The following is a 25,078-nucleotide window of genomic DNA, read 5'->3' on the forward strand; positions in this document are numbered from 1 at the left end:
TGGGACGAGAGTGAGGCAAAATGGTTCCAGCACGGCTAGGTGTCTGAGATCATTATAGAGGCGTTCCGTCCCGCCGACCCTGCGCTGTCCCGATCCTTATCTCGGCAAGGTCCTCGATCCAGTTACCCGCACCTGCGCCCTGGCCCCGGCGACCTGCGGCAGGCCGGCGCGCGACACCGGCTGGCCGCCGCCTACCCACAGATCGACATTCCCGGGCACGATCCTGCGAATGCCCTGATCGTCGACGATGCTCAGTGCGCGATCGTCGAGGATGAAGCTGATCGTGCGGGTTTCGCCGCGCTTGAGCGGCACCCGCTGGAAGCCCTGCAGCGCCCGGATCGGCGCGCCTGCCTTGCCAGGATGGGACACATAGAGCTGGACGACCTCGTCGCCGTCCACCGGCCCGTCGTTGGTGACGTCCGCCGTCACCGTCAGCGGCGTTCCGGCAGCGACCGTTGCGGCGCTGATCTTGAGATTGGCGTAGCGGAAGCGCGTGTAACTGAGGCCGTGGCCGAACGGGTAGAGCGGCTCGCCGGCAAAATAGCGATAGGTGCGCCCCGCCATCCGATAGTCGGAAAAGGCGGGAAGCTGGTCGACCGACTTGTAGAAGGTCACCGGCAGGCGGCCGGCCGGGCTGAAATCCCCGGCAAGCAATCTGGCGACGGCATGGCCGCCTTCGCCGCCCGGATACCAGGCCTCGACGATCGCGGGCACGTTCTTGTCGGCCCAGTTCACGCCGAGCGCGCTGCCGTTCATCAGCACCAGCATGACCGGCTTGCCGACCGCGTGCACGCGCTCGAGCAATCTCTGCTGCGGTGCGGGGAGGTCGATGCTGGTGCGATCGCCGCCGGCGAACCCGGCGGCCGCCACCTTCATCTCCTCGCCTTCGACCCGGGCGGTAAGACCGCCGGCGAAGACGACCAGATCCGCCTTGCGCGCGGCTTCGACGGCATCGTTGCCGTTCTGACTCGGCGTGCTCCAGAGCAGTCTCTGGCGGCCGCGGACTCCGCGCTGAAAGGCCTCGACCCGGATCGGATAGCTTTTGCCGGCCTCGAGCCGGATCGCGCCGTCGAGAATGGATGGCGCGTCGCCGACGCCCCATTCGTCGACCACCGCCGTGTCGCCGATGAACACGCGGTAGCCGTTGTCGCTGGCGACCCGGAAGCGATGCTCGCCGGTCTCGGTCGGCGTGATCGTGCCGGTCCAGCGGATCGAGCTTTCACGGTCGCCCTGCCAGTCGAACGCCGCATTGGGATTGGTGCGGGTTTCGCTGGGGGCGCCTTCCAGATTGGGGCCGCGGAAAATCTCCGCCTTGAGGCCGCGTGTGCTGCAGGACGCATCCGTGCAGAAGACGGCATCCGGCACCGGCGGCGCGGCCGGCCCGACGAGTCCGGTACCCTCGACGAACTCGATCTGCGCATCTGGAAATCGGGCGCGAAGGCCGGCGAGGACGGTCACCGGCGCCGACGGCGTCCCGTTATAATTGCCGACCAGCGCATCGACATTGTCGGCATTGGGGCCGATCACGGCGATCCGCCTCGGCGCCTGCTTCAGCGGAAGCAGCCCGTCATTCTTGAGCAACACCATCGACGCCTGCGCCATCTTCAGCGCCATCGCGCGATGTTCGGGCGTGTCATTCTGTGCCGGCGTGATGCCGGCGAAGGGCAGGGACGCCGGCGGATCGAACAAGCCGAGCCGGATCCGGGCCTCGAACAGCCGGTGCAGCGCCTGATCGACGACCGCCTCCGGCAACTGCCCGGCGCGCACCGCCGCGACGATATGCTCGGGCTCGGTGCTCATGTTGTTGCGATAGTCGCCGCAGATCAGGTCCATGCCGGCCTTGAACCCGGCGGCGACGCCTTCGGCCGCCGTCTTGGTGTAACGGAGGCTGTCCTCGCGGAAGATGTTGGCGGCGGCGCCGCAATCGGAAACGACGAAGCCCTTGAAGCCCCAGTCCTTGCGCAGCCGGGTGTCCATCAGATCTTCGCTGGCGCAGGCGGGGATCCCGTCCACGGCATTGTAGGCGCACATCACCGAATAGACCTGCCCTTCCGTCACCGTGGCGCGGAATGCCGGAAGGTAGGTGTCCTCGAGATCGTGCGCGGAGGGGTGGACATCCTCCTTGTGGCGGTTCGATTCCGGGCCGCTGTGGACGGCATAATGTTTGGAGGTGGCGATCGTCTTGAAATATTTGGGATTGTCGCCCTGCAGGCCGCGGATGAAGGCGATACCGACCCGCGACGTCAGATAGGGATCCTCGCCATAGGTCTCCTGGCCGCGGCCCCAGCGCGGATCGCGGAAGATGTTGATGTTGGGCGACCACACGGTGAGGCCGCGATACCAGTCGGTGCCGCCGTTCGGATGCACGCGCTCGGCATATTTGGCGCGGAATTCGGTGCTGATCACGTCGGCGACCGATTGCATCAGCGGCGCATCCCACGATGCGGCCATGCCGATCGCCTGCGGGAAGACGGTGGCGATCCCGGCGCGCGCGACGCCGTGCAGCCCTTCGTTCCACCAATTATATTCGGGCACGCCGAGGCGCGGGATGGCGGGCGCGGTATGGCCGAGCTGTCGCGCTTTCTCTTCCAGCGTCATCCGCGAGACGATATCCGCCGCGCGCTGCTCCACGCTGAGCGCAGGATTGCGATACGGTAGGATTGCGGATGAGGATTGCGCAAGCGCCACGCACGGCTGGGCTGCGGACGCGAGCAGGGCACAGGCGATCAGGATCTTCCGACTCACAAACATCCTCCCTCTTCTCGTTTTTTGGGGAGCATAGACCTGCGATGTTAACGCTACCAGAGGCATTCGCAGGTAAAAAAGAAGGCAAGCGGGTCTCGCCGCTCCGCCTCTCAGGTGACGCGGATGGGGTCCGTTCAGAACTTCACGCTGGCGCCGAGGAAGACTTCCGTGCCGAGCGTGTCGTAGGTCGCCGCGAAGGTGTTGTTGCGGACCTGCGAACTGCCCACCACCGGCGGCCTGGCGTTGAAAATGTTGTTGGCGCCGCCGAACAGCTGGAGGTTGTTCAGCAGATCGTAGGTGAAGGACAGATCGAAATAGTGCTTCGCCGGGAGCTTGGGATAGACGAGGTCGGCAAGGGCAGGGGCGGTCGTGCCGGCGCGTGACGGCAGCAGGTACCGGTCGACGGTGACGCTGTCGATGAAGCGGTGGCGGCCGCTCAGTGTCAGCGGCCCGGTGTCCCAGGAAATCCGCGTCACTCCGCGGAATTCCGGCACCGGTTCGCCGCAGGTGCTGCCGAACGCGCCGACGCAGTGATTCTTGATGTCGGGAAAGGCCTGCACCGGGGTCGAGGTGAGTTCGTTGGTCCAGGTCCAGTCGGTGCTGATGTCGATCCGGCTCCCGCCCGCGAACAGGCCAGAGGCGAGATCGATGCGGTAGCGCAGGGCGAAGTCGATGCCGGAGGTCTTGAGCGCGCCGGTGTTGGCGCTGCGGATCTGCGGCACGAACGGATCGTTCATCGCGCCGCTGTTGGGATCGCGGTTGATCGCCTGGCAGAACTCGCTCTCGGGATCCTGCAGGATGTTGTAGCAGAGGTTCAGCGTGTTGTTCAGGCCGCCGCCTAGGGGCGAGATCGCGCCTTCCAGGTTGATGTTGAAATAGTCGACGCTCATCCGAAGGTTCGGAAGGAAGCGCGGGGTCAGCACCGCGCCGACCGTCCAGGTGTCAGACACTTCCTCGCCGACGCTGGGGTTGCCGCCGAAATCGCCGGGGATGATCGAATTGGGCTGGACCCCGTCGGTGAACACAAGAGGCGCAGGAACGCCGGTGGCGATGCACACCTGGCGCACGGCCGCATTCTGCTGGCTCACCGGCTGGCGGCTTGAGCAGGGATCGATTGCACTCCCGACGATGCGCTGGGTGCCCCCGAACAGCTCGTTGACGTTGGGTGCCCGGATGGCGCGCTGATATTGCCCTCGGAAGGCGATATTGTCGTCCACCCGCCAGTCGAGCCCGCCGAGATAGGTCCACACCCCACCGACGCCTGACAGGTCATAGTCGGAGTAGCGGAACGCGGCGTTGGCGGTGAGCGACTGGACGAGCGGCAATTCGTCGAGAAGTGGGATTCGGACCTCGCCATAGATCTCCTTGGCGGTGACGCTGCCGCCCGTCGGAAGGCCCGGGTTGAAGCCGGCGACGTCGCCGGAGCTCAGCACCTGATCGGGCGAGAATTCGGCGCTCGACTTCCGCCACTCGACACCGAGCGAGAAGCCGACCGGGCCGGCGGGCATGTCGAACATCGTGCCGGCGAGCGTCGCCGCCGCGACCTGCAGCTTTGCACTGGTGTTGTTGGTTGCGCGCACGCGCACCGCATCGGCGCACGCGTCCGAGACGTTCTGGCCGAAGATGTTGCAGACCGGCGGGGCGCCGCCGACGGAGAGCAAGGCCGCCTGGATGCCGCTTCGCGACAGCGCGTTTTCAAGCTTCTCGGTCGTGTCTGTCCGCGCGTAGCTGTAATAGACGTCGTACTTCAGGTCGCGCAGGAAGCCCGGGGAAGCATCGCCGATATCGCCGCGGAAGCCGATTGCGGCGCGGTAGGTGTTGCGGATCGTGTCCGCTTGGCGCGGCCCGACCTCCTGATAGCGGCGGCCGGCGGTGATCACGGCAAGGCCGTCGCCGCGGACGGTGGTGCGCCGCGCAGGGCCGCTGGCGACCGTGGTCGTGCCGGTCTCCGCAAGATCGAGCTGGCGCAGCACTTCGCGCAATTGCGGCGTCAGGTAGGGATTGTTGACGTCGAACAGGGTTGGCACACCGAGATTGCTCGGCGCCAGCTGCGCTGCGATCGTGTTGCGGCTGTAGTGCAGCTCCAGATAGCCGGTGATCGCGGGCGCGAAATCGAAATGGCTGAAGCTGTTGATCATCATTCGCTCTTGCGGGACGACCAGATAATTGTCGGGCGCGAGGTTGTAGTCGTCCTGCGGGGTGAGCGCCGGCCGTGCGGCCGCGCCGGCATCATCGAAGGTGAAGCCCCGGGATCCGAGGCCGCTCAGCCCGGCCGCGGCATAGGCCTCGTTCAGCGCCGCATTGGCGCCGCCGAAGGCGGGGATGCCGGAGAAGCGCCCGTTCGGGATGTCGCCGCTGCCGCCCGCGATGAAGCCGGGCTCGCCGCCGGCCTGACTGCAGGTCTGGCCGCCGGGCACCGGGAACGGCGTGCCCGGCGTGCGGGAACTTCCCGTCCCGGGCGCGACGCAGCCGTCCTGCAGCGATAGGAAGGCGAAACCGCCGCGATCCCCACGGGTTATGCCGCGCCGTTTCAGATAATTGGCGGAGACGACGACGTTGCCGCGGCCCTCGGAGAAGTTGCCGCCGACGGTCAGGTCGACACTGTAGTTCGGAGTCCAGGTTGCGCTGTCGCTATTATGCTGACCGCGAAGTTCCACCCCTTCGAAATCGTCGCGCATGAGGAAGTTGACGACGCCGGTGATCGCGTCGGAACCGTAGACGGCCGACGATCCGCCGGTCACGATCTCGATCCGCTCGACCAGCGACGATGGGATGGTGTTGATGTCGGTGACCTGGTCGGGCCCGGAGATCGCGAAGCGGCGGCCGTTAACGAGCACCAGATTGCGAGTCGCGCCGAAGCCGCGGAGATTGATGTCCGCGGTGCCGCCCGGAACGGTATTGCCTGTGGCTCCGCCGTTGGTCGACGGAATGAATTGCGGGGTTTCGCCAAGTATTTCCTCGAGGTTCGTCCGGCCCGAAAGCTGAATGTCGGTCTGGTCGACGAGCGAGACGGGAGTCGAGGCATCGAAGCCCTCACGCGCGATCCGCGAGCCGGTGACCACGATCGGTCCCTCGTCGGAGCGCGCTTCGGGCGTGTCTTCAGACTGGCTCGCCACTGCATCTTGCGTCTGCTGCGTCGCTGCCTGGCCGGCGAGCGCCGGAGATGCGGTGACGATCGCCAGCAGGGCCGTTGTACGCAGCAGGCTTTCGGAAGTCTTGGTCATCATATCCTCCCCTTGGCGTTTCGTGAGCGCGTGCCGCGCCCGGTCTTGTCGCCGGGCTGCCGCGGCAGCGTGGATTGGACGCAATTCTCCTCCCCCGCAGGCGCCTGCTGCGGATGAACCATATCCCATATGTTGAGACGCAATACTACAAAGTGGTAGGCTGAACGTCAAGACTAAGTTGCGCCGTTAGTTTCGATCGCTCGGGATCAACTTGGTTCGACTGCGGCTCGGCAAGTTGATCAGGGAATTATGTCTGAGTTAATTTTACCTATGTCAGATATTTGATTGAGTGTTGCGCATGTTGGGATTGTCGGCCATCTTGTGGAACCGAAGGGCGCTGCGTGGATGGCGTCCTCGATGAGGACGAGGGTGAGATGGACCAGCATTCAGACGATCACGGCGCCGACAACCGCACGCGCGACAATCAGGGGGGCGGCAGTCAGGGCGTCGGCCGCCGGGCCGTTATGGCGGGGCTGGTGGGCGGCGCAGCGGCGGCGGCCGCTTCGTTGCAGCCGGTTCCCGCGCAGGCGGCGGCGGCGCGTCGGCGCACGTTCGTGCAGGTCGGCTGCGGCAGCCGCGCGCGCATGTTCCAGGATGCGATCTGGGGTCCGCACAAGGCGACGAGCCGACTTGCGGCGATCTGCGACACCAATCCCGGCCGCCTCGCTTACGCCGCACGCCGCGCCACCGAAGCGGGAGCCCCCGCTCCGAAGACCTATCTCGCCGCCGATTTCGCGAGGATGCTGAGCGATCATCGGCCCGATGCGGTGATCGTCACCACGCCGGACGCGTTCCACGTCGATTACATCGTCCGCGCGCTCGATGCCGGCATCGATGTGATCACCGAAAAGCCGATGACCACCGACGCCGCCAAGGCGCAGGCGATCCTCGACGCAGTGAAGCGCAGCGGTCGCCACGTCCGGGTGACCTTCAACTATCGTTACGCGCCGTTCCGCACCCAGGTGAAGGAAATGTTGATGGCGGGCGAGATCGGCGATGTCCTCTCGGTCGATTTCACCTGGCTGCTCAACACCGTCCACGGCGCCGACTATTTCCGTCGGTGGCACAGCAACAAGGCGATTTCCGGCGGGCTGATGGTACACAAGGCGACCCACCATTTCGATCTGGTCAATTGGTGGCTGTCGGACGTACCGGCAACGGTCGATGCCAAGGGCAAGCGCCAATTCTACACGCCCGAAACGGCGCGGCGGATGGGGCTTTCCGGTCCCCACCAACGCTGCCGAACCTGCCCCGAAAAGGACAAGTGCAATTTCTACCTCGATATCGCCGCCGATCCGGGGCTGAAGGCGCTGTACGTCGATAATGAGCGCTACGACGGCTATTTCCGCGATCAATGCGTTTGGCGGCCGGAGATCAGCATCGAGGACACGATGAACGTGATCGTCGGCTATGAAGGCGGCGCGACCTTGTCCTACAGCCTCAATGCCTTCAATGCCTGGGAAGGCTATCACGTGGCCTTCAACGGTACCAAGGGGCGGTTGGAACATTCCGTCGTCGAGCAGGCCTATGTCGCCGGCGCGACGATGGCGCAGGGCGCAAGCGACGAGGATGCGGTGACCACCCGCATCGTACCGCTGCGCGGCGCGCCGCGGCCGATCAAGGTCCGCACCGGCGAAGGCGGTCATGGCGGCGGTGATGCGGTGATGCTCGCCGATTTGTTCGATCCCGCGGCGCCCGAGGATCCGTTGCTGCGCGCCGCCGACGAGCGCGCCGGCGCCTGCTCGATCCTGATCGGAATCGCCGCCAACCAATGTTTCAAGACGGGCAAGGAAGTGAAGATCGCCGATCTCGTCACCGGCCTGCGCAGGCCCGATCTGCCGCCGATGCCGAGCCACAGCCAGCCGGTGCCGATGCCGCCCCGGGTGGTGCGCTGAACCGGTGAAGGCGATGCGCGTGGGCAAGGGGTTTGCCGCACTGCTGGGCCTGCTGGGTCTGCTCGGCTTCGCCTCAGTTGCTCTGGCCGCAGAGCCGATCGACCGCCGCGCACTGGTCACGCGCCACAGCCCGAAACTGGACGCGATCGACCCGCACGCGCCGCTGATGGTCGGCAACGGCACACTGGGCTTCACCGCCGATATCACGGGATTGCAGACCTTCCCGGACCGTTATTCCGCGCTCGCCCCCCTCCTGACGATGGCGCAATGGGCGTGGCACAGCTTCCCCAATGCGAACGGCTATTCGGAGACGGACGGACTGGTCGATGTCGCCGTGCCGGAGCGCGGCACGCAGCCTTATGCCTGGATGCACGACTGGTCCGAGGCGGAGCGCCGGCCGGCGCTCACCTGGCTTCGAGAGAATCCGCATCGCTTCTCGCTTGGCCGGATCGCGCTGGCGATGGTCGGGGCCGACGGAAAAGCCGCGACGTTCGAGGACATCTCGGCCACGCGCCAGCATCTCGATCTGTGGACCGGGACGCTCTCCAGCCGCTTCCGCTTCGGCGGCGAGGATGTGGCGGTCGAAACGCGCGTGCACCCGGACCGCGACATGGTCCTGATCTCGATCCGCTCACCGCTCGTGGCGACGGGCCGGATCGGGGTCGACGTCCGCTTCCCCGGCGTCGCGGCGAAGCTCAATCCCGATCCGTCCGACTGGACCCGGGACTCGGCGCACAGGACGAACGTCGCTGCCGAGGCGCCCGGCCGGATGCTGGTCGAGCGGCGGCTGGATGACACGGTCTATTGGTCCGAGATCCTGTCCCCCAGCGCGCGGATCGAGATACGTGGCCCGCACACGGTGCATATCGCCGGCAGAGGTGACCGGCTGCTGGTCTCGGTGAGCTTCGAGCAGCAACGGTCGGCCCCGCAAGCCATCGACATTGCGCGCGCCACCGCCGATGTCGCGGCGCATTGGCAGACCTATTGGACTACGGGCGGCGCGATCGATTTCTCCGGTAGCACCGATCCGCGCGCGGCCGAGCTGGAGCGCCGCGTCATCCTCTCGCGCTACCTCGCGGCGATCAACCAGGCGGGCGAGGTCCCGCCGCAGGAGGAAGGCCTTTTCTCCAACAGCTGGAACGGCAAGTTCCACCTCGAGATGCACGCCTGGCATTCCGGCCATTTCGCCACCTGGGATCAGGCGGATCGGCTCGAACGCAGCCTCGGCTGGTATCTCGAGCATCTGCCCAGCGCGCAGGCGGAAGCCCGGCGGCACAAGGTCGACGGTGCCTGGTGGCCGAAGATGGTGGGGCCGGAAGGGCGCAACAGCCCGAGCACGATCAACCCATTCATCATGTGGCAGCAGCCGCATCCGATCTATCTTGCCGAGCTCGTCTACCGCGCAAGACCGTCGCCAGATGTCCTCGCCCGCTACGCGGCAGTGGTCGAGGAGACGGCCAGGCTGCTCGCTACCTGGCCGCGCTGGGATGCTTCGTCCGGCCGCTATCGGCTCGGGCCGCCGATCATTCCGGTGCAGGAGAATCACGCGCCGCTGACGACGCTCAATCCGACGTTCGAGATCGAATATTTCCGCTGGGGTCTGGAAACGGCGCAAGCGTGGCGGATGCGGCGGGGTCTTGCCCGGGAGGCCCACTGGGACGCTGTGATCGCGAAGCTGTCGCCGCCGCCCGAACGAAACGGCCTTTATCTGCCCGTCGAAAGCGCGCCTGATTTCTGGACGATCTCCGCATTGCCGCAGTGCAGCCGCCATGCAACCGCACCCACCTGCCTCAACCGCGACCATCCGTCCTTCCTGATGGCCTATGGCCTCATCGCCGGCGCGCGAACCGATCCGGCGACGATGCGCCGCACCCTGGCGGCGACCGAGGCGCATTGGGACACGCGGCAGACCTGGGGCTGGGATTTTCCGATGGTCGCGATGGCTGCGGCTCGCCTCGGCGAGCCAGAGAAAGCGGTCGACTGGCTGTTCAAGGATCTGCCCAACAACCGCTGGGGCGCCAGCGGCATGACTCCGCGCGTTCACCTCGAGGAGCATGCCGCCGCCTTCGTGCCGGGTGCGGGTGCCGGGGAAAGCCCCGACGGCCCTGGATTTCGCCGCGCCGCCGAGACCTATTTCCCGTCCAACGGATCGCTGCTGCTCGCGGTCGGGATGATGGCCGCAGGCTGGGACGGCTCGAGCGGCCATGCGCCCGGCTTCCCGAAACAGGGCTGGAGAGTGCAGGTCGAGAATATCCGGCCGCTGCCATGAGAGACAAAGGAGGGAAGATGCGCCATTTTCGGGCGCTTGCGGCTGTACTCGCAGCGTGGACGATCGCGCTCCCGGCACAGCCCGCGTCGGCACCGCGCCCGACTTATTCCAATCCGATCCTCTACGCCGATTATTCCGATCCCGACGTGATCCGCGTCGGCGAGACCTACTACATGGTCGCGTCCAGCTTCCATTTCTCACCCGGAATACCGGTGCTGAGATCGAGGGATCTCGTCCACTGGACGATTGCCGGCCATGTCCTTCCGAAACTTCCGTTCGCGCCGCAATATGACATGCCAGGGCCGCACACGCTCACCGACAAGATTTCGAAGCCGATCGGCGGCACGCGTTATGCGAGCGGCGTCTGGGCGCCATCGATCCGGCACCATGACGGGCGTTTCTACGTCTATTGGGCAACACCGGACGAAGGCGTGTTCATGTCGACGTCTGTCCGCGTCGAAGGCCCCTGGACCGCACCGGTCGCGGTCATCGCCAAAGCCGGGCTGGAGGATCCGTGTCCGTTCTGGGACGAGGACGGTCAGGCCTGGCTGATCCTCGGCAAGGTCGGCGCCGGGCCGCTGATCCTGCACCGGATGAGCGCGGACGGGCGCCGGGTGCTCGACGACGGCATCGTCGTTGCCGAGGACAAGATCGCGCTGCCCGTTCTCGAAGGGCCCAAGCTCTACAAGCGCAATGGCTTCTATTATATCTTCGCGCCAATCGGCGGGGTTGAAAAGGGCCCGCAGGCGGTCGGACGCGCGCGCACCATCACCGGACCCTTTGAATGGCGGGTGGTGCTCGAGCCCGGCGCCACGGCGGTGCAGGGGCCGCACCAGGGCGGCTGGGTCGAGACTCCGTCCGGGCAGGGCTGGTTCGCCCATTTCAACAGCAGCGGCGCATTCGGCCGGATCGTCCACCTCCAGCCCGTCCGCTGGATCGACGACTGGCCGGTGATCGGCGATCGGATCCCGGGCAAGACTGCCGGCCAGCCGGTTCTCACTCATGCGATGCCGGACACGGGGCACCGGCCGACGCGGGATCGACTCCAGGATTCCGACGATTTCTCGGGGCGCAGGCTTGGCCTGCAATGGTCCTGGAACCACAATCCCGACGATAGGAACTGGAGCCTTGCCGCGCGCCGCGGTTTCCTGCGCCTGCATCCTCTTCCGGCGGACCACCTGGTGACTGCGCGCAATACGCTGACCCAGATCCTGCAGGGCCCGCAAAGCCGCATCACCGCGCGTCTGGACGTCTCCCACCTGGCGCAGGGGCAGCGCGCGGGGCTCAGCCTGTTCGGCGTGCGCCCGAGCTGGATCGGCATCGTCGCAACCCGGGGCGGCGAGCGGCGGATCACACTGGCGATCGAAGGCGAGGAGAGCGAAGGTCCCGTCGTGACCGCCGCCACCGTCGATCTACGCGCCGAGGTGCGAAGCGATCAGACGGTTCGCTATTCCTACAGCCTCGATGCGGGCAGAAGTTTCAAGCCTTTCGGCGCACCGATCCCGCTTGCCCGCTTCTCCTGGTGGAAGGGATCCCGGCCTGCGTTGTTCGCCTATTCCAGGGGCGTGGCCCCGGTCGCCAAGCGAGGCTGGGTCGATGTCGACTGGGTTCGGGTCGAACCCGTTTCGTGATGTTTAACGGAGATGAAAGCCGCATTACGGCGAAACCCCTAGGCTGACATAGAGGCGCAATTAAGCCGGGCCGCTTACCCTTTCTCCGTTGGGAAGGGGTGGGATGACGAAGCCGCTATCAGAGCTGCCGGTAAGGGCAGCCGCGCACGACGTGCATGTCCGGCGTTGGCCCGAGCAGCCGCAGCGCGTGGATGGCAGACGAGGGGACGACCCGGTTCGTCTCATCTCCCGGCTGAAGTTCGAGGCTGCGATCCTCGTTCTTCTGCTGGTCACCTTTGCGGCGGTCCAGTTTCAGGGGCTGTTCACCGCCAAGTCCCTGTCGATTACGCCAGGCAATCTGGCATCCTTCGCTCCCTATTCCTACACGGACGCGCCGAGCGGCGGGACATCGACGATCACGCTGGACCCGAAGCGCGTGATGCGGTGGTCCTGCGAGCTTCGTGGAGGCTATGCCTATCCATTCTGCGGCTACGGGATGATCTTCGACAAGAGCGATCGCGGCGAAGGATTGGATTTCTCCAAATTCCAGACGGTGACGCTCAACGTCCGCTACACCGGAGCGGCGTCGAAGATGCGCGTCGCGCTGATCAACCACGATCCGCGGCACAAGGTGGCGGGCGGCAAGCCCAACCAGATCGAATTTCCCGTTCGCCAGGGCCAGCAGACAGTGACGCTAAACCTTGAGAATCTGTTTGTCGCCGAATGGTGGGCGGCGGCGAACAATCTGCCGGCCGAGGTCGCGGCGCCGCGGATCGACAACGTCACCGCGATCGAGGTGCAGCCCGGTTCGGATGCGGCCGTCGGCCATTACGACTTTGAACTTGACAGCATCACGTTCGCCGGCCGCCAGATTTCGCAGGCGCAATATTACCTCCTGCTGCTCGGCATCTGGGTACTGCTGATCGGCGGCTTCCTGATCCACCGCTTCTTTCAGGTCCGGCGCAGCTTCGAGGCACGGCACGAACGGCAGGTGCAGGAAAGCCGTGAACTCGAGGCGGCAAAAGCGATGGCGGAAAGCGCAAGCGCGGCGAAATCGGCCTTCCTTGCGAACATGAGCCATGAGCTGCGAACGCCGCTCAACGCCATCCTCGGCTACGCCCAGTTGCTCGAGCGCGAGACGCTTACCGATCGGCAGGCGGTGGCGGCCCAGACCATCCACCAGAGCGGCGCCCATCTGCTCACCCTGATCACCGACATCCTCGATCTTTCGAAGATCGAGGCCGGGCGGTTGGAGCTGATGCCCGCGAGCTTCGATCTCCATGCCTGTATCGGCACGGTCGCCAACATCATGCGGATCCGTGCCGAAGAGAAGGGTCTCGCCTTCTTGTGCGCGCTCGAGGATCACGTGCCGCAGACGGTGATCGGCGACGAGAAGCGGCTTCGGCAGGTGCTGATCAACCTGCTCGGCAACGCTCTCAAGTTCACTGGTGCCGGGCAGGTTTCGCTCGTCGTGTCCGCTACCACTGCGGAGGCCGGCGGCAATCGCCTGCGGGTCGAGGTTCGCGACACCGGGATCGGCATGAAGACGGAGCATCTTCCGCTGATCTTCGAGGCTTTCGAACAGGTCGGCGACGCGGAGCGCCGCGCCGGCGGAACCGGGCTAGGCCTCAGCATCACCCGGCGGATCGTCGCGTTGATGGGCGGCACGATCGAGGTCGAGAGCCGCGAAGGGGAGGGCAGCCGCTTCTGGTTCGACATTCCGCTCGAGACGGTCTCTGCGTTGTCGGCGCCCAAGCGGACCGAGGCGGAAGCGGTCGGCGGCTATGCCGGGCCGCGGCGCAGATTGCTCGTCGTCGACGATGACGAGTCCAACCGGGCCTTGCTGGTGACGACGCTGGCGGAGTTGGGCTTCGGCACGGATGAAGCGGCCAACGGCGCCGAAGCGCTGGACCGCATCGTTGACGCCCGCCCCGATCTGGTGCTGACCGGGCTCAAGATGCCGGTCATGGACGGATGTGCCTTCGCGGGGCGCGTGCGCTCCGATCCGAACCTTGCCGATCTGCCGGTCATCATCTTCTCGGCCAATCCCGATGCGCAGACGCGTAAGCGGGCGCTCGCGGCCGGTGCCGCGGCGTTCCTGGCGAGTCCGATCCTTGCCGAGGATCTCAAGGCGACGCTCGCCAGCCAACTCGCCCTCGCCTGGACGCACGGCGTCATCGTCGAGGCCAAGGCGATAAAGGACGGCGCCATCGTGCCGCCGCCGAGCGCGCAGCTGGAGACGCTGATGCAGCTGGCGCTGGCCGGCAACATGCGCGCAATCCGCAAGTTCGCCGACGATCTGGCAGTCGCAGATCCGCATTGCGGCGCCTTTGCCGAGCGGTTGAAGACGCTTGCCGCCGGATACCAGTCGCCGGCCATTCTCGACCTCGTTTCTTATCATCTGAACGCACGTCAGGCAGCTTGACCATGCAGCATTCCACCATTTCTGGGGCGAGTGGGCGGACGATCCTGATCGTCGACGACAATCCGGTGAATCTCAGCGTCGTCGTCGATCATCTCGAGGATATCGGATTCGAGGTTGCGGTCGCGCTTGGCGGCGAGGAAGCGCTGAAGCGGGCCGAGTTCCTCCGGCCGGATCTCATCCTGCTCGACGTCATGATGCCCGGGATTGACGGGTTCGAAACCTGTCGCCGCCTCAAGGAAACGCCCGACACCGGCGACATTCCGGTGATCTTCATGACCGCGCTGGCCGATGTCAGCGACAAGGTGAAGGCATTCGCGGCCGGCGGCATCGACTATGTCAGCAAGCCGTTTCAGGTCGAAGAGCTGGTCGCGCGCGTCAACACCCATCTGGCGCTGCGCAGCGCCCGGCAACAGCTGCATGCGCGCAACACGGCGTTGCAGGACGAGATCGACGCACGCCGTGCGGTCGAGCAGGCCCTGGTCGCCTCTGAATCGCGCTACCGGCGCCTGTTCGAGACGTCCACTGACGGCATCCTGCTGGTCGATTGTCGATCGCGCGCGATCACCGACGTCAATCCCGCCATGGGCCGCATGCTCGGCCGCTTGCCGGACGAGCTGATCGGCCGGCGTCTGATCGACGTTCCGGGTTTTGAGAAGGTCAACGCCTCCGGCACGGCGATCGACGAGATCCGCCATGCGCGCTACATGAATTATGGGGATTGGGCGGTGGTCCCGGTGGGCGGCGCCCCCATCGACGTGGAAGTGATCGGCAGCTTCTACCAGGACGTCAACAGCGACATCATCCAGCTCAACTTCCGCGACGTTCGCGAGCGCAAGGAAGCCGAGGCCCGGATCCGCTATCTCGCCCATCATGACGCGCTGACCGGGCTGCCGAACCGCACGTTGCTTGCCGATCGGCTGGGAGTCGCGATCGCCCACGCCCGCAGGGACGGCAGCAAGGTTGGCGTGCTGATGCTCGATCTCGATCACTTCAAGACGATCAACGATTCGCTTGGCCATCATGTCGGAGACGAGTTGCTCGAAGCGGTCGCGACGCGGCTGCGCGGATGCCTGCGCGACAGCGATACCGCCGCCCGGCTCGGCGGCGACGAGTTCGTCATCGCTCTGTCCAACGTCGCCCAGACAATGGACGCCGAGACAGTCGCCGAAAAGGTGCTCGCCGCGATCGCCGAGCCGTTCCTCGTCGAGGGACGCAGCCTGCACGTCGGCACCAGCATCGGCATCAGCTTCTTCCCGGGCGATGGCGAGGATGCCGGGGCGCTGCTCCAGGCTGCGGACACGGCGATGTATTCCGCCAAGGAGAGCGGCCGCGCCGGATACAAGATCTTCTGCAAGGAATTGAGCACCGCCGCCCAGCGTTGGCACACGCTCTCCAACGACGTGCACGGCGCCTCCGCACGCGGCGAGTTCGCGCTTCACTATCAGCCGCAGATCGCGATCGAGAGCGGAGTTCTGACCGGCGTCGAGGCCCTACTGCGCTGGCACCATCCGACCGAAGGCCTCGTCTCCCCGGCTCTGTTCATTCCGCTGCTCGAGGAGCGGGGGCTGATCGTCGATGTCGGCCGCTGGGTACTGGAGACGGCCTGCCGCCAATGCGCGATCTGGCACGCCGAGGGCAAGCCGCCGATCCGCATCGCGGTCAATCTCTCCGCCCAGCAATTCTACAGGGGCGACATTGTCGGCACGGTACGGGAGGCGCTCCGCCTCGCCGGCCTCGATCCGCAATGGCTGGAGCTCGAGCTGACCGAAAGTCTCACCCTTGACGAGACCGAGACGACCCTGCGGATCATGCAGGAACTGAAGGCGCTCGGCGTGACCTTGTCGCTCGACGACTTCGGCACCGGCTGGTCCTCGCTCTCCTATCTGCGGCGCTTCCCGCTCGATCGCATCAAGATCGACCGCTCGTTCGTGCGCGATCTGACGACCCATTCGAGCACCGCCGCGATCGTCCATTCGATCCTGAGCCTTGCCCGCAACCTGGGCCTCGATTGCGTCGCCGAGGGGGTCGAGACCCGCGAGCAGCTCAGCCACCTTCAGCGCGAGCTTTGCTCCGAATTCCAGGGCTTCCTGTACAGCGAAGCGGTGCCCGCCGAGGACCTCTCCAACCTGCTCCGCCTGCTGCGCAGCGGCGGATCACTCGTCGTCCCGGGGCGGGAGCGGCTCCTGGCCTGAGGTCAGGCGGTGTCTTTGCCTGCCGGCCGTACCGCAAGCAACGCAACCAGGCTGATCAACGCCGCGGCACTGATGTAGAGACCGGCGTAGAACAGGCCGCCACGCTCCGCCAGCCACTGCGCTGCAACGGGCGCGAGGCCGCCGCCGAGGATGCCGCCGACGTTGAAGGTGAGCGACGCCCCGGTATAGCGCACCCGCGCCGGGAACAGCTCGGGCAGGAAGGCGCCGAGTGGACCGTAGACGAATCCCATCGCAAGCAGAGCGAGCGAGAGGAACAACCCGACGAGCAAGAGGGTGCCGCCGCCGAAGAGCGGACCCATCAGCAGACCGATGACCACCGAGGCCAGGCAGCCGCCGATCAGCACCGTCCGGGTCGACCAGCGATCCGACGCACTGCCGGCGAGGGCGATGCCGCCGGCCATGAACAGGATCGCGACCAGTTGGACGCCGAGAAAGGCTTCCTTGGAATGGCCGAGCGTCTTGGTGCCGTAGCCGAGCGCGAAGCTGGTGGTGAGATAGAAGATCGCGAAGCAGGCGACGACCGAGAAAGTGCCGGCCAGGGTTGCCCGCAGATGCGACCGGAACAGCTCGGCGATGGGCACGCTCGGCGGCGGCGCTTCGGCCATCGCCGCGGCGAAGGCGGGCGTCTCGGTGAGCTTCAGGCGGATCCACAGACCGAGCCCGACCAGGATCGCGCTCAGCAGGAAAGGAATGCGCCATCCCCAGGCGGAGAATTGGGCGTCGTCGAGCAGGGCACCCAGGATCAGGAACAGACCATTGGCGGCGATGAACCCGACCGGAGCGCCGAGCTGGGGGAACATTCCGAAGCGTCCGCGATAGCCCGTCGGCGCATTCTCGACCGCCAGCAGTGCCGCTCCGCCCCATTCGCCGCCGAGCCCGAGGCCCTGGCCGAAGCGGAGTAGACACAAGAGGAAAGGCGCAACCCAACCGGCCGTCTGGTAGGTCGGCAGGAACGCGATCAGGATCGTCGATCCGCCCATCAGCAACAGCGACGCGACGAGGGTGGACTTGCGGCCGATGCGGTCGCCGAAATGGCCGAACACGCTGGCGCCGATCGGACGGCCGAGGAAGGCGACACCAAGGCTCGCGTAGGAAAAGAGCTGCTGCGTCGATTCAGAGCTCGCGCTGAAGAACAGCGGCCCGAACACGAGCGCTGCGGCGGTCGCGTAGATGTAGAAATCGTAGAATTCAACGGCGGTGCCGACGAGGCTCGCCGTCAGTACGCGCCCATTGCCGCGATATCCGCTCGTCATTGCCGCCATGTCTGCGCCTACCAGTTCTCGAGCCCGACCAACCGGGCCGCCTCCGCACGCCGATCGGGCCGCACCATGAAGCGGAATTCCGAAAGATAGTTTTCGCGCGCCGACGGATCGGAAGGGGAGGGTGGTACGACACAGGCGAGATAGGCGGCGTCGCGCCCGGCGAGCCCGAGTTCCTTCAACTGCGCGATCAGTGCGATCGCGTCGGGGTCGTCTCGGCTCGGAACGAAAACTTCCACCCTTACCCCCTCGTTCAGTCCAGGATTTCGGCCACCCGCATCGCGGTCTCGATTTCCGCGGCGACCGCGTCGGTGACGCCGACGAGCGGCGGCCGGATTTCGGCGTGGATGCGGCCGAGCCGCTGCAGCGCCCATTTGGGTCCGGCAGGGTTCGGATCGAGGAACAGGGCGCGGTGGAGAGGCATGAGCCGGTCCTGCAGCGCCAGCGCGGCGGCGAAGTCTCCCGCCAGGCACGCTTGCTGGAACTCGGCGCAGAGCCGCGGCGCGACATTGGCGGTGACCGAAATGCAGCCGTGGCCGCCATGCGCCATGTAGCCGAGCGTCGTGCCGTCCTCGCCCGAGAGCAGGTTGAACTCCTTGCCGCACGCCAACCGCTCAAGCGAGGGGCGATTGAGGTTCATTGTCGCATCCTTGACTCCGACGACGTTGGTGCAATCCGTATGGATGCGCTTCAACGTCTCGACGGAAATATCGACGATGCTCCTCGGGGGGATGTTGTAGACGATGATCGGGATGCCGACGCGCGCATCGATACAGCGGAAATGCTGGTACAGCCCTTCCTGGTTGGGCTTGTTGTAATAAGGCGCCACGATCAGCAGCCCGTCGGCGCCCGCTTGCTCGGCATGGCGCGACAGTTCGACGGCTTCTTCGGTGCTGTTCGATCCCGCGCCGGCAATCACCGGGACCCGACCAGCCGCCGCCTCGATGACGATCTCGACGACCCGGTGATGTTCCGGATGGGTGAGCGTCGGGGATTCGCCGGTGGTGCCGCAAGGCACCAGCCCGTTCGAGCCCTCGGCGATCTGCCATTCGACGAGGTCCTGCAGCGCTATCTCATCGACCTTCCCGTCCCGGAACGGCGTAACAAGGGCGGTGATCGATCCGGTGAACACGATGAACTCCTATGGGTATTTGCGTATAGTCGGATCGGGAAGGAAATGGGATCCAGTGATCCGTTCTGCGCCAGCCGATATCCGATCGTGCGCCGAAAAGGTAAGGAAAAATCGCCGGATCGGCGCTCCTGATGGATCCCGGCGGCGCAACGCGGATCGCATCCGAAATGACTCGCGTCCGGATGCTGCGGGAGGCATGATCCTGCCAGGCAGACAGCTCAGGGAGAGGGCGATGCACCAGGCAAATCCGCAAGGCATGATCGCGAATGCGCCGCGGGCCATCATGGTGGCGACGCTGGTCGCTGGCACGCTGGACATCCTTTCGGCCTTCGTGTTTGCGGGGATCGCGGGAATGGCGCCCGTCCAGGTGCTGCGGTTCGTCGCGAGCGGGCCGTTTGGCGATGCCCCGACGGCGACCGCCGGGTGGGCCCTGGTCGGGCTCGCCGTCCATTATGCGATCATGGCCTGCATGGTGGCCGCCTACATCCTGATCGCGCCGCGCATTACCATCCTGATGCGGCATCCGATCGCCGCTGGTATCGCCTACGGCGTGCTGCTCTGGATCATCATGTACTGGATCGTCCGGCCGCTCCGCTTCCCGGAAATGCCGCTGCCGAGCACCGCCTACGGCATAGCCAATGCGCTCTTCTCCCACTGTATCCTCGTCGGAATTCCGATTGCGCTGACCGCCAGGCGCTATGCGACCCGGGCCGGTGCACCGGCGAGCGTCACGGCGTAGCTGGCGAGGCGAGCCCCGCCGTGGCATGCGCTGACCATGCCCACGATCCTGCTGCTCATCCTCTCCAACGTCTTCATGACGGCCGCCTGGTACTGGCATCTGCGCGGCGGCATGGACAAGCCGATCCTGCTCGTCATCCTGATCAGCTGGGGGTTGGCGCTGGTCGAATATTGCCTCGCCGTTCCCGCCAACCGGATCGGCTATTCCGGCGGCTGGTCGGCGGCCCAGCTCAAGATCACCCAGGAAGCGATCGCATTGATCATCTTCGGCGGCTTCATGGTGATCTTTCTCGGCGAGCCGCTCCACTGGCGGCACGCCGCCGCCTTCCTGTGCATCATGGCCGCGGTCGGGTTTCTGTTCACCGGCAAATAGCGGCTTCAGTCGCGCGTTGGTCGGCAGCCGGGCTGCGGCCCCCGGCCGCTGAACAGACTGAGGGGAACTGCGTCCGCCATCTTTCGATAGCCGGCCAAAGACGGGTGCAGGTGATCGCCGGAGTCGACGTCCGGGCGGAGCCGCTGCGGGTTTGTGGGATCGCGCATGATCGCGTCGAAATCGACGACCCCGTCGAAGTTGCCCGGTGATCGGATCCACGCGTTGACCGCCTGGCGCGCGGCTTCGCTGGGCTCGGTGAGGCGATAATAGTCCGATCCGCCATAGGGCATGATCGTCGCGCCGATCGCGCGTACACCGCGGGCGCGGGCCGCCCGCACCATCTGCGCGTAGGCGACGATCATCCGGTCCGAGAGGTCGCGATACGCTTCCGCCCCGCCGCCGTCGCGGCCGAGCGTGCCGAGATCGTTCACGCCTTCGAGGATGAGGACGTGGCTGACGCCTGGCTGCGCGATCGCGCGCTCGAACCGCGCCATCGCATTGGGGCCCACCCCGTCGGCGAGCAGCCGGTTGCCGCCGATGCCGTGGTTGAGCACGGAGAAGAGCCTGGTCCTGGCGTTGTCCTGCAGACGCCGGGCGAAATGGTCGGGCCAGCGAAGATCGGTGTCGGGCTGCACGCCATAGCCGTCGGTGATCGAATCGCCGAGGGCGACGATGGCCGACGATCCGGGCGCGGTATCCACTTCGACGGCGGCAAGCTGGTACCAATGGGCGACGGTCTTGGCGCCCGGCATATCGCCTGCGCCGACAGCGTTGCCGTGGAGCAGGTAGGAAGTCGCGCGCGATCCGGGGTGGCTCGTCTGCTGGGAGGGTGCCTCCGGAAGATAAAGCGAGACCGCAAGGTGCGAGAGCGGCGGCACCGCGAGCGCGACCGGATCCGACAGATAGTCCGCACCCGCCGGCACGGTGATCGACGCCCGTCCGCCGAAGGTCAGCGGGTGACCACCGCTGCCGAGCCGCGGCGTCGCCGGATCGGCGCTGAGCGCGACATGCGCCGCGCCGATCCGCAGCGGAGCGGTGCCGAACTGATTGGAGATGCGGAGTCGAACCGCCTTGCCGCCGAGGGTGACCCGAACGATCTGACGCAAGGTCGCATCGGCGAGGTCGGCCGTCGGAAGGGCGTTTCGCTCCTCCGGAATTTGTTGCGCGCTGGCCCAGCTGGGCAGCCAGCAGCGCCCCAACGCCTCCGCCGGCGACGCACTCGCGAGCAGCAGCCCCAGCAGCATCGGCATGCGCCCGGCAAGTTTGTCCACATCTCTCTCCCTCGCGACTCTTGTGACCATCAAGTGCCCGCAGGATCAAGCCACTCCCGCATGAAGGAAAGTGTCCAGATCCAAGCGCCGCCGCTGGCTGCGCCATAGAGCCCGCCGACAGCGAGGAAGGTCGGCTCCGCCGCGCCGCCGAATACCCAAAGTGCGGCTCCGATGACGGCACCGATCGCGCCGTACGCAAGGATGCTCGATCGCGGGTGCCTGAAGATGATCCGCCGGAACGGCCATGTCGCAGGAATTCCGATCACGATCGCCCCGGCAAGGCAGAAGGGTGCCCCGACGATCATCCCGACCGGTGCGCAGAGGATCGCGATCACCATGTCCCATGGCTCGGAAAAGAGTGGAAACACGACCATGCTCCCGAGGAGGCTTCCGAGTGGCGCCGCCAGCAGGGATGCCCCCAGCAATCTGCCGAGCGTACGCAGGCTCATGATGCGGAGACGGGCAGGCATGCGCCGGTGGATGCCGACTGCGGCGCGGGCGAGAGCGCCTTGCGCACCGCGAGGGTGTCCGGCGTGCGGATCGACCAGGCGAGGCCCAGATGCTGGAGCAGCAGGATGAACGCATAGCCCCAGTCGCTCTGGCCCGGATAAAGGCCGATCCGGGCGGAGCCGGGGAAAGCGTGATGATTGTTGTGCCATGCCTCACCCATCGTCGGGATCGCCGCCCAGGGAACGTCGTGCGCCTGGACTCCTGCGCCATCGACGATCCAGCTTTGTGGCCCGGTGCGGTGGGCGAGGTGTCCGACGAACCAGTGGCCGGTCACCGACGCGGTGATCCGCGCGCAGACGCCCCAAATGACCCAGCTCCAGCCGCCTGCGGCGAACAGGAGACAGGCGATCGGCAGTTGCTGCAACATCCAGGTGCGATCGAGGAAGCGGTAGAATCGATCGCGTCCGATCCGGCCGAGATCGAAACGCGGCGGCTGCGCGAGCTCCAGCCGGCAGTGCATCTGCCACCAGGCGTCGATCAGCATCGGCCGGCGGTGGGCCAGATAATCATGGCAGTGCGGCTGACGCTGCGCCCAGTCGCGCAGATCGTGGGTCCGGATCATCCAGAAGGGGCCGCTGATTCCAACCACGGTCCCGACCCACACCAATGTCCGCTCGAGCCAGAGCGGGCATTCGAAGCTGCCGTGGATCAGGCGCCGGTGGAAGCCGACGGAGTGGCCGAGCAGCAGGCCGGCCCCTGTGGTCAGCAGGAACAGCAGGAATGCGCCCCAGGTGAGGAGCGGCAGCGCCAGCGCCAAGGTCGCGAGCAACATGGTGCCGTTCCACAGCGAGTGAAGCGGATCCCAGCGCACCGTCCCGGCCGATGCATCGGCATCCTCGGCGACGAGCGAATTCACGGCATGTGGATCGGCATGATCGTGCATCGACAGCTCCTAAGGAATTAAGTGATAACTTAACTCCTATCCTTCTCAGCCTTGCAAGTGGTTAAGTCAATGCTTAAATGCGGCTTATGCAGCGCGTATTCGAAGCTCTCTCCTCGACCGTCCGGCGAAAGATCCTCGCCTATCTCGCCCATGCCGATCTGACCGCGGGGGAGATTGCGGCGCGGTTCGACATCTCCAAGTCGGCGGTGTCGCAGCACCTCTCCATTCTCGAGAATGCCGGCCTGGTCACCAGCGAGAAGAAGGGTCAGTTCGTACATTATCGACTGGTGCCGGAGAGCGTCGCCAACACGCTCAACTCCTACCTGCAGCAGGTTTGCCCGGTGTCGGGACCGCTCAAGAAGGAAAGTGCCGCGATCGCCGCGACGCGCGCTGACACGCAGGAACCCGGCGGGGCTCCCTGACGCCCCAGGTACCCGTCCGTCGCGATCTTGTTCGCATGGCTCAGCAGGGTGGCTAAACCCCGGCGATCCGTCGTAGACGGAGCGTCCCGCGCGTAGCGGGACAATTCGTACGGGGCCGCGTCTGCGGCTTCAGGGAGAGCGCGGTGGCCTTGGTGAAGACTTCAACGGTGGCCGGACGTGGGCGGCGCAAGCCGGTCGCAGGGGAAGCGCAGACCGCGCCGTCCCCGGCGCAGCAAGCGCCGGTTCCCGCCCCAACGAAGCCGCAGTCGCGCAACCGTGGGACGAGTGCCGGGCCGGGCGACCGCCGCCGGCTCGCGGCCGAGCGCATCGGTGCGGCGAGCGAGGAATTGGCGAGCGGAATCACCGAGGCCACGGCGGCTGCCGAGGAATTGCGGCGCGCCATGGCCCAGATCGCAAGCGGCGCCGAAGAGGCTGCCGGCGCCTCCGCCCAGTCGCTTGCCGCGGTGACTCAGCTCAGCGCCGAATTCGCCGGCGCCCGCAGCGACGCCGAAGAGGCGCAGAGGAATGCCGAGGCGCTGCAGACCGCGGTTGCCGAGAGCTCGGCGGCGATCCTCGATTCGACGGCCGTTCTCCGCGCCAATGCCGCGCGCCAGCTTGCCTCTGTCACGCTCGCGGAGGCGCTCGAGCGTCAGGCCGGCGAGATCGGCGAGATCACCGAAACGGTCAGCGAGGTCGCCGACCAGACCAACCTGCTCGCGCTCAATGCCGCGATCGAAGCGGCACGGGCAGGCGAGGATGGACGCGGCTTTGCCGTGGTTGCCGACGAAGTGCGTGCGCTTGCCGAAAGCTCGGAGCAGAGTGCAATCGAGATCCGCGACGCCTCGGGGGAAATCGCAAGCTCCGTCCGGGCTGTCGCCGAGCGGATCCGGGCCGCCTCCGCCGCCGCCGAAGCTCAGGCCGGGGCGGGCGCCGCCGCGACCGACTCGCTCTCAATCATCCGCACTGACATGGCGGAGCTTGCCGCCGGTGCGCAATCGATCCTGATCTCTGCAGTCGAGGCGGAAGGGGCGGCACGCGAAGCGCAGCGCGCCGCCGAACAGGTGGCGAGCGCCGCCGAGGAGCAGGCCGCCGCAGCCGCCGAGGCGCAGCGTGCGATAGACCAGCAGACCCAGTCGCTCGATCAGAGCCAGACGGCGGCGCACGCGCTTGCCGCCGTGGCGTCCGTGCTTCAGGCGGGCCAGGGGAGCGGGGCCGAGTCCGAGCAGATTGCTTCGTCCGCGGAGGAATTGTCCGCCACGGTGCAGGAGCTTTCCGGGGCCGCCACCCAGATCATGGCTGCGGTGGAGCAGATCAGCCGGGGCGCCGAGATCCAGGCGTCGACGACCCTCGAGGCGAACAGCGCGATGAGCGAGATCGAGCGTTCCGCGGAAGCGAGCCGCGCGCTTGCCGAGGACGCACAGGCGCGCGCGAGTGCAATGCGCTCTCTGCTTTCCGACAGCCGCGAGAAGGTCGGCGACCTGATGTCGGGCGTCGCCGCCGGTCTCCGCGAGACCCAGGCCGTGAGCGGTTTGGTGGTGGACCTCGATCAGGCCTGCCGCAGGGTCGAGAAGATGATCGAGAACGTCACCTTGATCGCGCTCCAGACCAACATGCTGGCCGTGAGTGGATCCGTCGAAGCGGCGCGCGCCGGCGAGGCGGGAGCCGGTTTCGCCATCGTGTCCGGCGACATCCGCGCGCTTGCCCGCGAATCCGCGGCCAATGCCGCGCGCGCACGCGACATGGTCGAGACGATGCGCGATCAGATCGGAATCGTCCGCCGCGATCTCGATCAGACGGGTATGCTCGCCGAGAACGAAGCAGGGCGCAACGTGCAGATTTCGGAACGGTTCGCGGCGATGGCGGAGCGGGTCGATACCCTCCAGACGCGCAATTCCGCCATCGTCGGGCGGGCGGAAGTGATCCTCGGTGCGGTGCAGGAGGTCGTCAAAGGCACGCAGCAGATTGCAGCAGTTGCCGAGCAATCATCCGCGGCGGCGGCGCAGGCGTCGGCCGCGGCACGGCAGCAGGCCCATGGCGCCGAGGATCTCGCGGCCGCGATCGAGGATATTGCCGCGCTCGCCGACGAGCTCAATCGATCGGCAAGCTGAG

The 25,078-nt window shown here is 66.3% G+C and carries 17 protein-coding genes; 9 read left to right on the forward strand and 8 right to left on the reverse strand.

All coding sequences use genetic code 11. The features are described from left to right. Positions 1 to 96 precede the first annotated feature (96 nt). Both C7I55_RS01215 and C7I55_RS01220 read right to left on the reverse strand, forming a co-directional pair. Positions 97 to 2,745: a glycoside hydrolase family 3 protein gene (locus tag C7I55_RS01215; protein WP_233221976.1), complete on the reverse strand. Its 2,649-nt coding sequence runs from the start codon at positions 2,743 to 2,745 to the stop codon at positions 97 to 99. 134 nt (positions 2,746 to 2,879) lie between these two features. Beyond that, positions 2,880 to 5,969 carry a TonB-dependent receptor domain-containing protein gene (locus tag C7I55_RS01220; RefSeq protein WP_106511070.1) on the reverse strand — a complete coding sequence of 1,030 codons (3,090 nt, stop codon included), beginning with the start codon at positions 5,967 to 5,969 and terminating at the stop codon, positions 2,880 to 2,882. Positions 5,970 to 6,343: 374 nt separating this feature from the next. Between C7I55_RS01220 and C7I55_RS01225 the strand changes: the two genes are divergently transcribed. The 5 genes from C7I55_RS01225 (at position 6,344) to C7I55_RS01245 (ending at position 16,360) form a co-directional block, all read left to right on the forward strand. Continuing rightward, positions 6,344 to 7,864: a Gfo/Idh/MocA family protein gene (locus C7I55_RS01225; RefSeq protein ID WP_199192676.1), complete on the forward strand. Its 1,521-nt coding sequence runs from the start codon at positions 6,344 to 6,346 to the stop codon at positions 7,862 to 7,864. A 19-nt stretch (positions 7,865 to 7,883) separates the two neighbouring features. Beyond that, a complete protein-coding gene (locus C7I55_RS01230; protein WP_233221977.1) occupies positions 7,884 to 10,133 on the forward strand; it encodes a hypothetical protein in 2,250 nt (749 codons plus the stop codon). Positions 10,134 to 10,150: 17 nt separating this feature from the next. Beyond that, positions 10,151 to 11,764, forward strand: a complete 1,614-nt coding sequence (locus tag C7I55_RS01235; protein WP_233221978.1) for a glycoside hydrolase family 43 protein — start codon at positions 10,151 to 10,153, stop codon at positions 11,762 to 11,764. A 187-nt stretch (positions 11,765 to 11,951) separates the two neighbouring features. Further along, positions 11,952 to 14,168: an ATP-binding protein gene (locus C7I55_RS01240; RefSeq protein ID WP_158266228.1), complete on the forward strand. Its 2,217-nt coding sequence runs from the start codon at positions 11,952 to 11,954 to the stop codon at positions 14,166 to 14,168. Between the two features lie 2 nt (positions 14,169 to 14,170). Further along, positions 14,171 to 16,360: a putative bifunctional diguanylate cyclase/phosphodiesterase gene (locus C7I55_RS01245; protein ID WP_106511073.1), complete on the forward strand. Its 2,190-nt coding sequence runs from the start codon at positions 14,171 to 14,173 to the stop codon at positions 16,358 to 16,360. Between the two features lie 2 nt (positions 16,361 to 16,362). Here C7I55_RS01245 and C7I55_RS01250 read toward each other — a convergent pair whose 3' ends face one another. From C7I55_RS01250 to dapA, 3 genes are read right to left on the reverse strand one after another with little or no spacing between them, the layout of a single operon-like run. Beyond that, entirely contained in the window at positions 16,363 to 17,643 is a 1,281-nt protein-coding gene (locus C7I55_RS01250; RefSeq protein WP_106511074.1) for an MFS transporter, read from the reverse strand. An 8-nt stretch (positions 17,644 to 17,651) separates the two neighbouring features. After that, positions 17,652 to 17,879, reverse strand: a complete 228-nt coding sequence (locus C7I55_RS01255; RefSeq protein ID WP_106511075.1) for a hypothetical protein — start codon at positions 17,877 to 17,879, stop codon at positions 17,652 to 17,654. Positions 17,880 to 17,893: 14 nt separating this feature from the next. Then, positions 17,894 to 18,772, reverse strand: coding sequence for a 4-hydroxy-tetrahydrodipicolinate synthase (gene dapA, locus C7I55_RS01260; protein ID WP_106511076.1), 879 nt, complete (start codon positions 18,770 to 18,772; stop codon positions 17,894 to 17,896). A gap of 232 nt (positions 18,773 to 19,004) precedes the next feature. Between dapA and C7I55_RS01265 the strand changes: the two genes are divergently transcribed. Continuing rightward, complete coding sequence (locus C7I55_RS01265) at positions 19,005 to 19,511, forward strand: hypothetical protein (protein ID WP_233221979.1); 507 nt, start codon at positions 19,005 to 19,007, stop codon at positions 19,509 to 19,511. A 36-nt stretch (positions 19,512 to 19,547) separates the two neighbouring features. Continuing rightward, a complete protein-coding gene (locus tag C7I55_RS01270) occupies positions 19,548 to 19,883 on the forward strand; it encodes a DMT family protein (protein ID WP_106511077.1) in 336 nt (111 codons plus the stop codon). A gap of 5 nt (positions 19,884 to 19,888) precedes the next feature. Here the strand turns inward: C7I55_RS01270 and C7I55_RS01275 are convergent, their stop codons facing one another. From C7I55_RS01275 to C7I55_RS01285, 3 genes are all read right to left on the reverse strand, one after another. Further along, on the reverse strand, positions 19,889 to 21,154 hold the full coding sequence (locus tag C7I55_RS01275; RefSeq protein WP_233221980.1) for an SGNH/GDSL hydrolase family protein: 1,266 nt from the start codon (positions 21,152 to 21,154) through the stop codon (positions 19,889 to 19,891). A gap of 29 nt (positions 21,155 to 21,183) precedes the next feature. Further along, entirely contained in the window at positions 21,184 to 21,522 is a 339-nt protein-coding gene (locus tag C7I55_RS01280; RefSeq protein ID WP_158266229.1) for a hypothetical protein, read from the reverse strand. Positions 21,523 to 21,599: 77 nt separating this feature from the next. Next, positions 21,600 to 22,547, reverse strand: a complete 948-nt coding sequence (locus C7I55_RS01285; protein WP_106511079.1) for an acyl-CoA desaturase — start codon at positions 22,545 to 22,547, stop codon at positions 21,600 to 21,602. 86 nt (positions 22,548 to 22,633) lie between these two features. Here C7I55_RS01285 and C7I55_RS01290 point away from each other — a divergent pair, with 86 nt between their 5' ends. Next, positions 22,634 to 22,969 carry a metalloregulator ArsR/SmtB family transcription factor gene (locus C7I55_RS01290; protein WP_106511080.1) on the forward strand — a complete coding sequence of 112 codons (336 nt, stop codon included), beginning with the start codon at positions 22,634 to 22,636 and terminating at the stop codon, positions 22,967 to 22,969. Between the two features lie 143 nt (positions 22,970 to 23,112). Next, positions 23,113 to 25,077, forward strand: a complete 1,965-nt coding sequence (locus C7I55_RS01295) for a methyl-accepting chemotaxis protein (RefSeq protein WP_106511081.1) — start codon at positions 23,113 to 23,115, stop codon at positions 25,075 to 25,077. Position 25,078: the final 1 nt, after the last annotated feature.

The organism is Allosphingosinicella deserti, assembly GCF_003012735.1.
GTDB classification, from domain to species: Bacteria; Pseudomonadota; Alphaproteobacteria; order Sphingomonadales; family Sphingomonadaceae; genus Allosphingosinicella; species Allosphingosinicella deserti.

Bases quoted from the DNA above. Each gene is read 5' to 3' on its own strand.
- C7I55_RS01245 (WP_106511073.1), top strand. From the start codon at position 14,171: ATGCAGCATTCCACCATTTCTGGGGCGAGTGGGCGGACGATCCTGATC.
- C7I55_RS01270 (WP_106511077.1), top strand. From the start codon at position 19,548: ATGCCCACGATCCTGCTGCTCATCCTCTCCAACGTCTTCATGACGGCC.
- C7I55_RS01265 (WP_233221979.1), top strand. From the start codon at position 19,005: ATGCACCAGGCAAATCCGCAAGGCATGATCGCGAATGCGCCGCGGGCC.
- C7I55_RS01290 (WP_106511080.1), top strand. From the start codon at position 22,634: ATGCAGCGCGTATTCGAAGCTCTCTCCTCGACCGTCCGGCGAAAGATC.
- C7I55_RS01285 (WP_106511079.1), bottom strand. From the start codon at position 22,547: ATGCACGATCATGCCGATCCACATGCCGTGAATTCGCTCGTCGCCGAG.
- C7I55_RS01250 (WP_106511074.1), bottom strand. From the start codon at position 17,643: ATGGCGGCAATGACGAGCGGATATCGCGGCAATGGGCGCGTACTGACG.
- C7I55_RS01235 (WP_233221978.1), top strand. From the start codon at position 10,151: ATGCGCCATTTTCGGGCGCTTGCGGCTGTACTCGCAGCGTGGACGATC.
- C7I55_RS01225 (WP_199192676.1), top strand. From the start codon at position 6,344: ATGGACCAGCATTCAGACGATCACGGCGCCGACAACCGCACGCGCGAC.
- C7I55_RS01220 (WP_106511070.1), bottom strand. From the start codon at position 5,969: ATGACCAAGACTTCCGAAAGCCTGCTGCGTACAACGGCCCTGCTGGCG.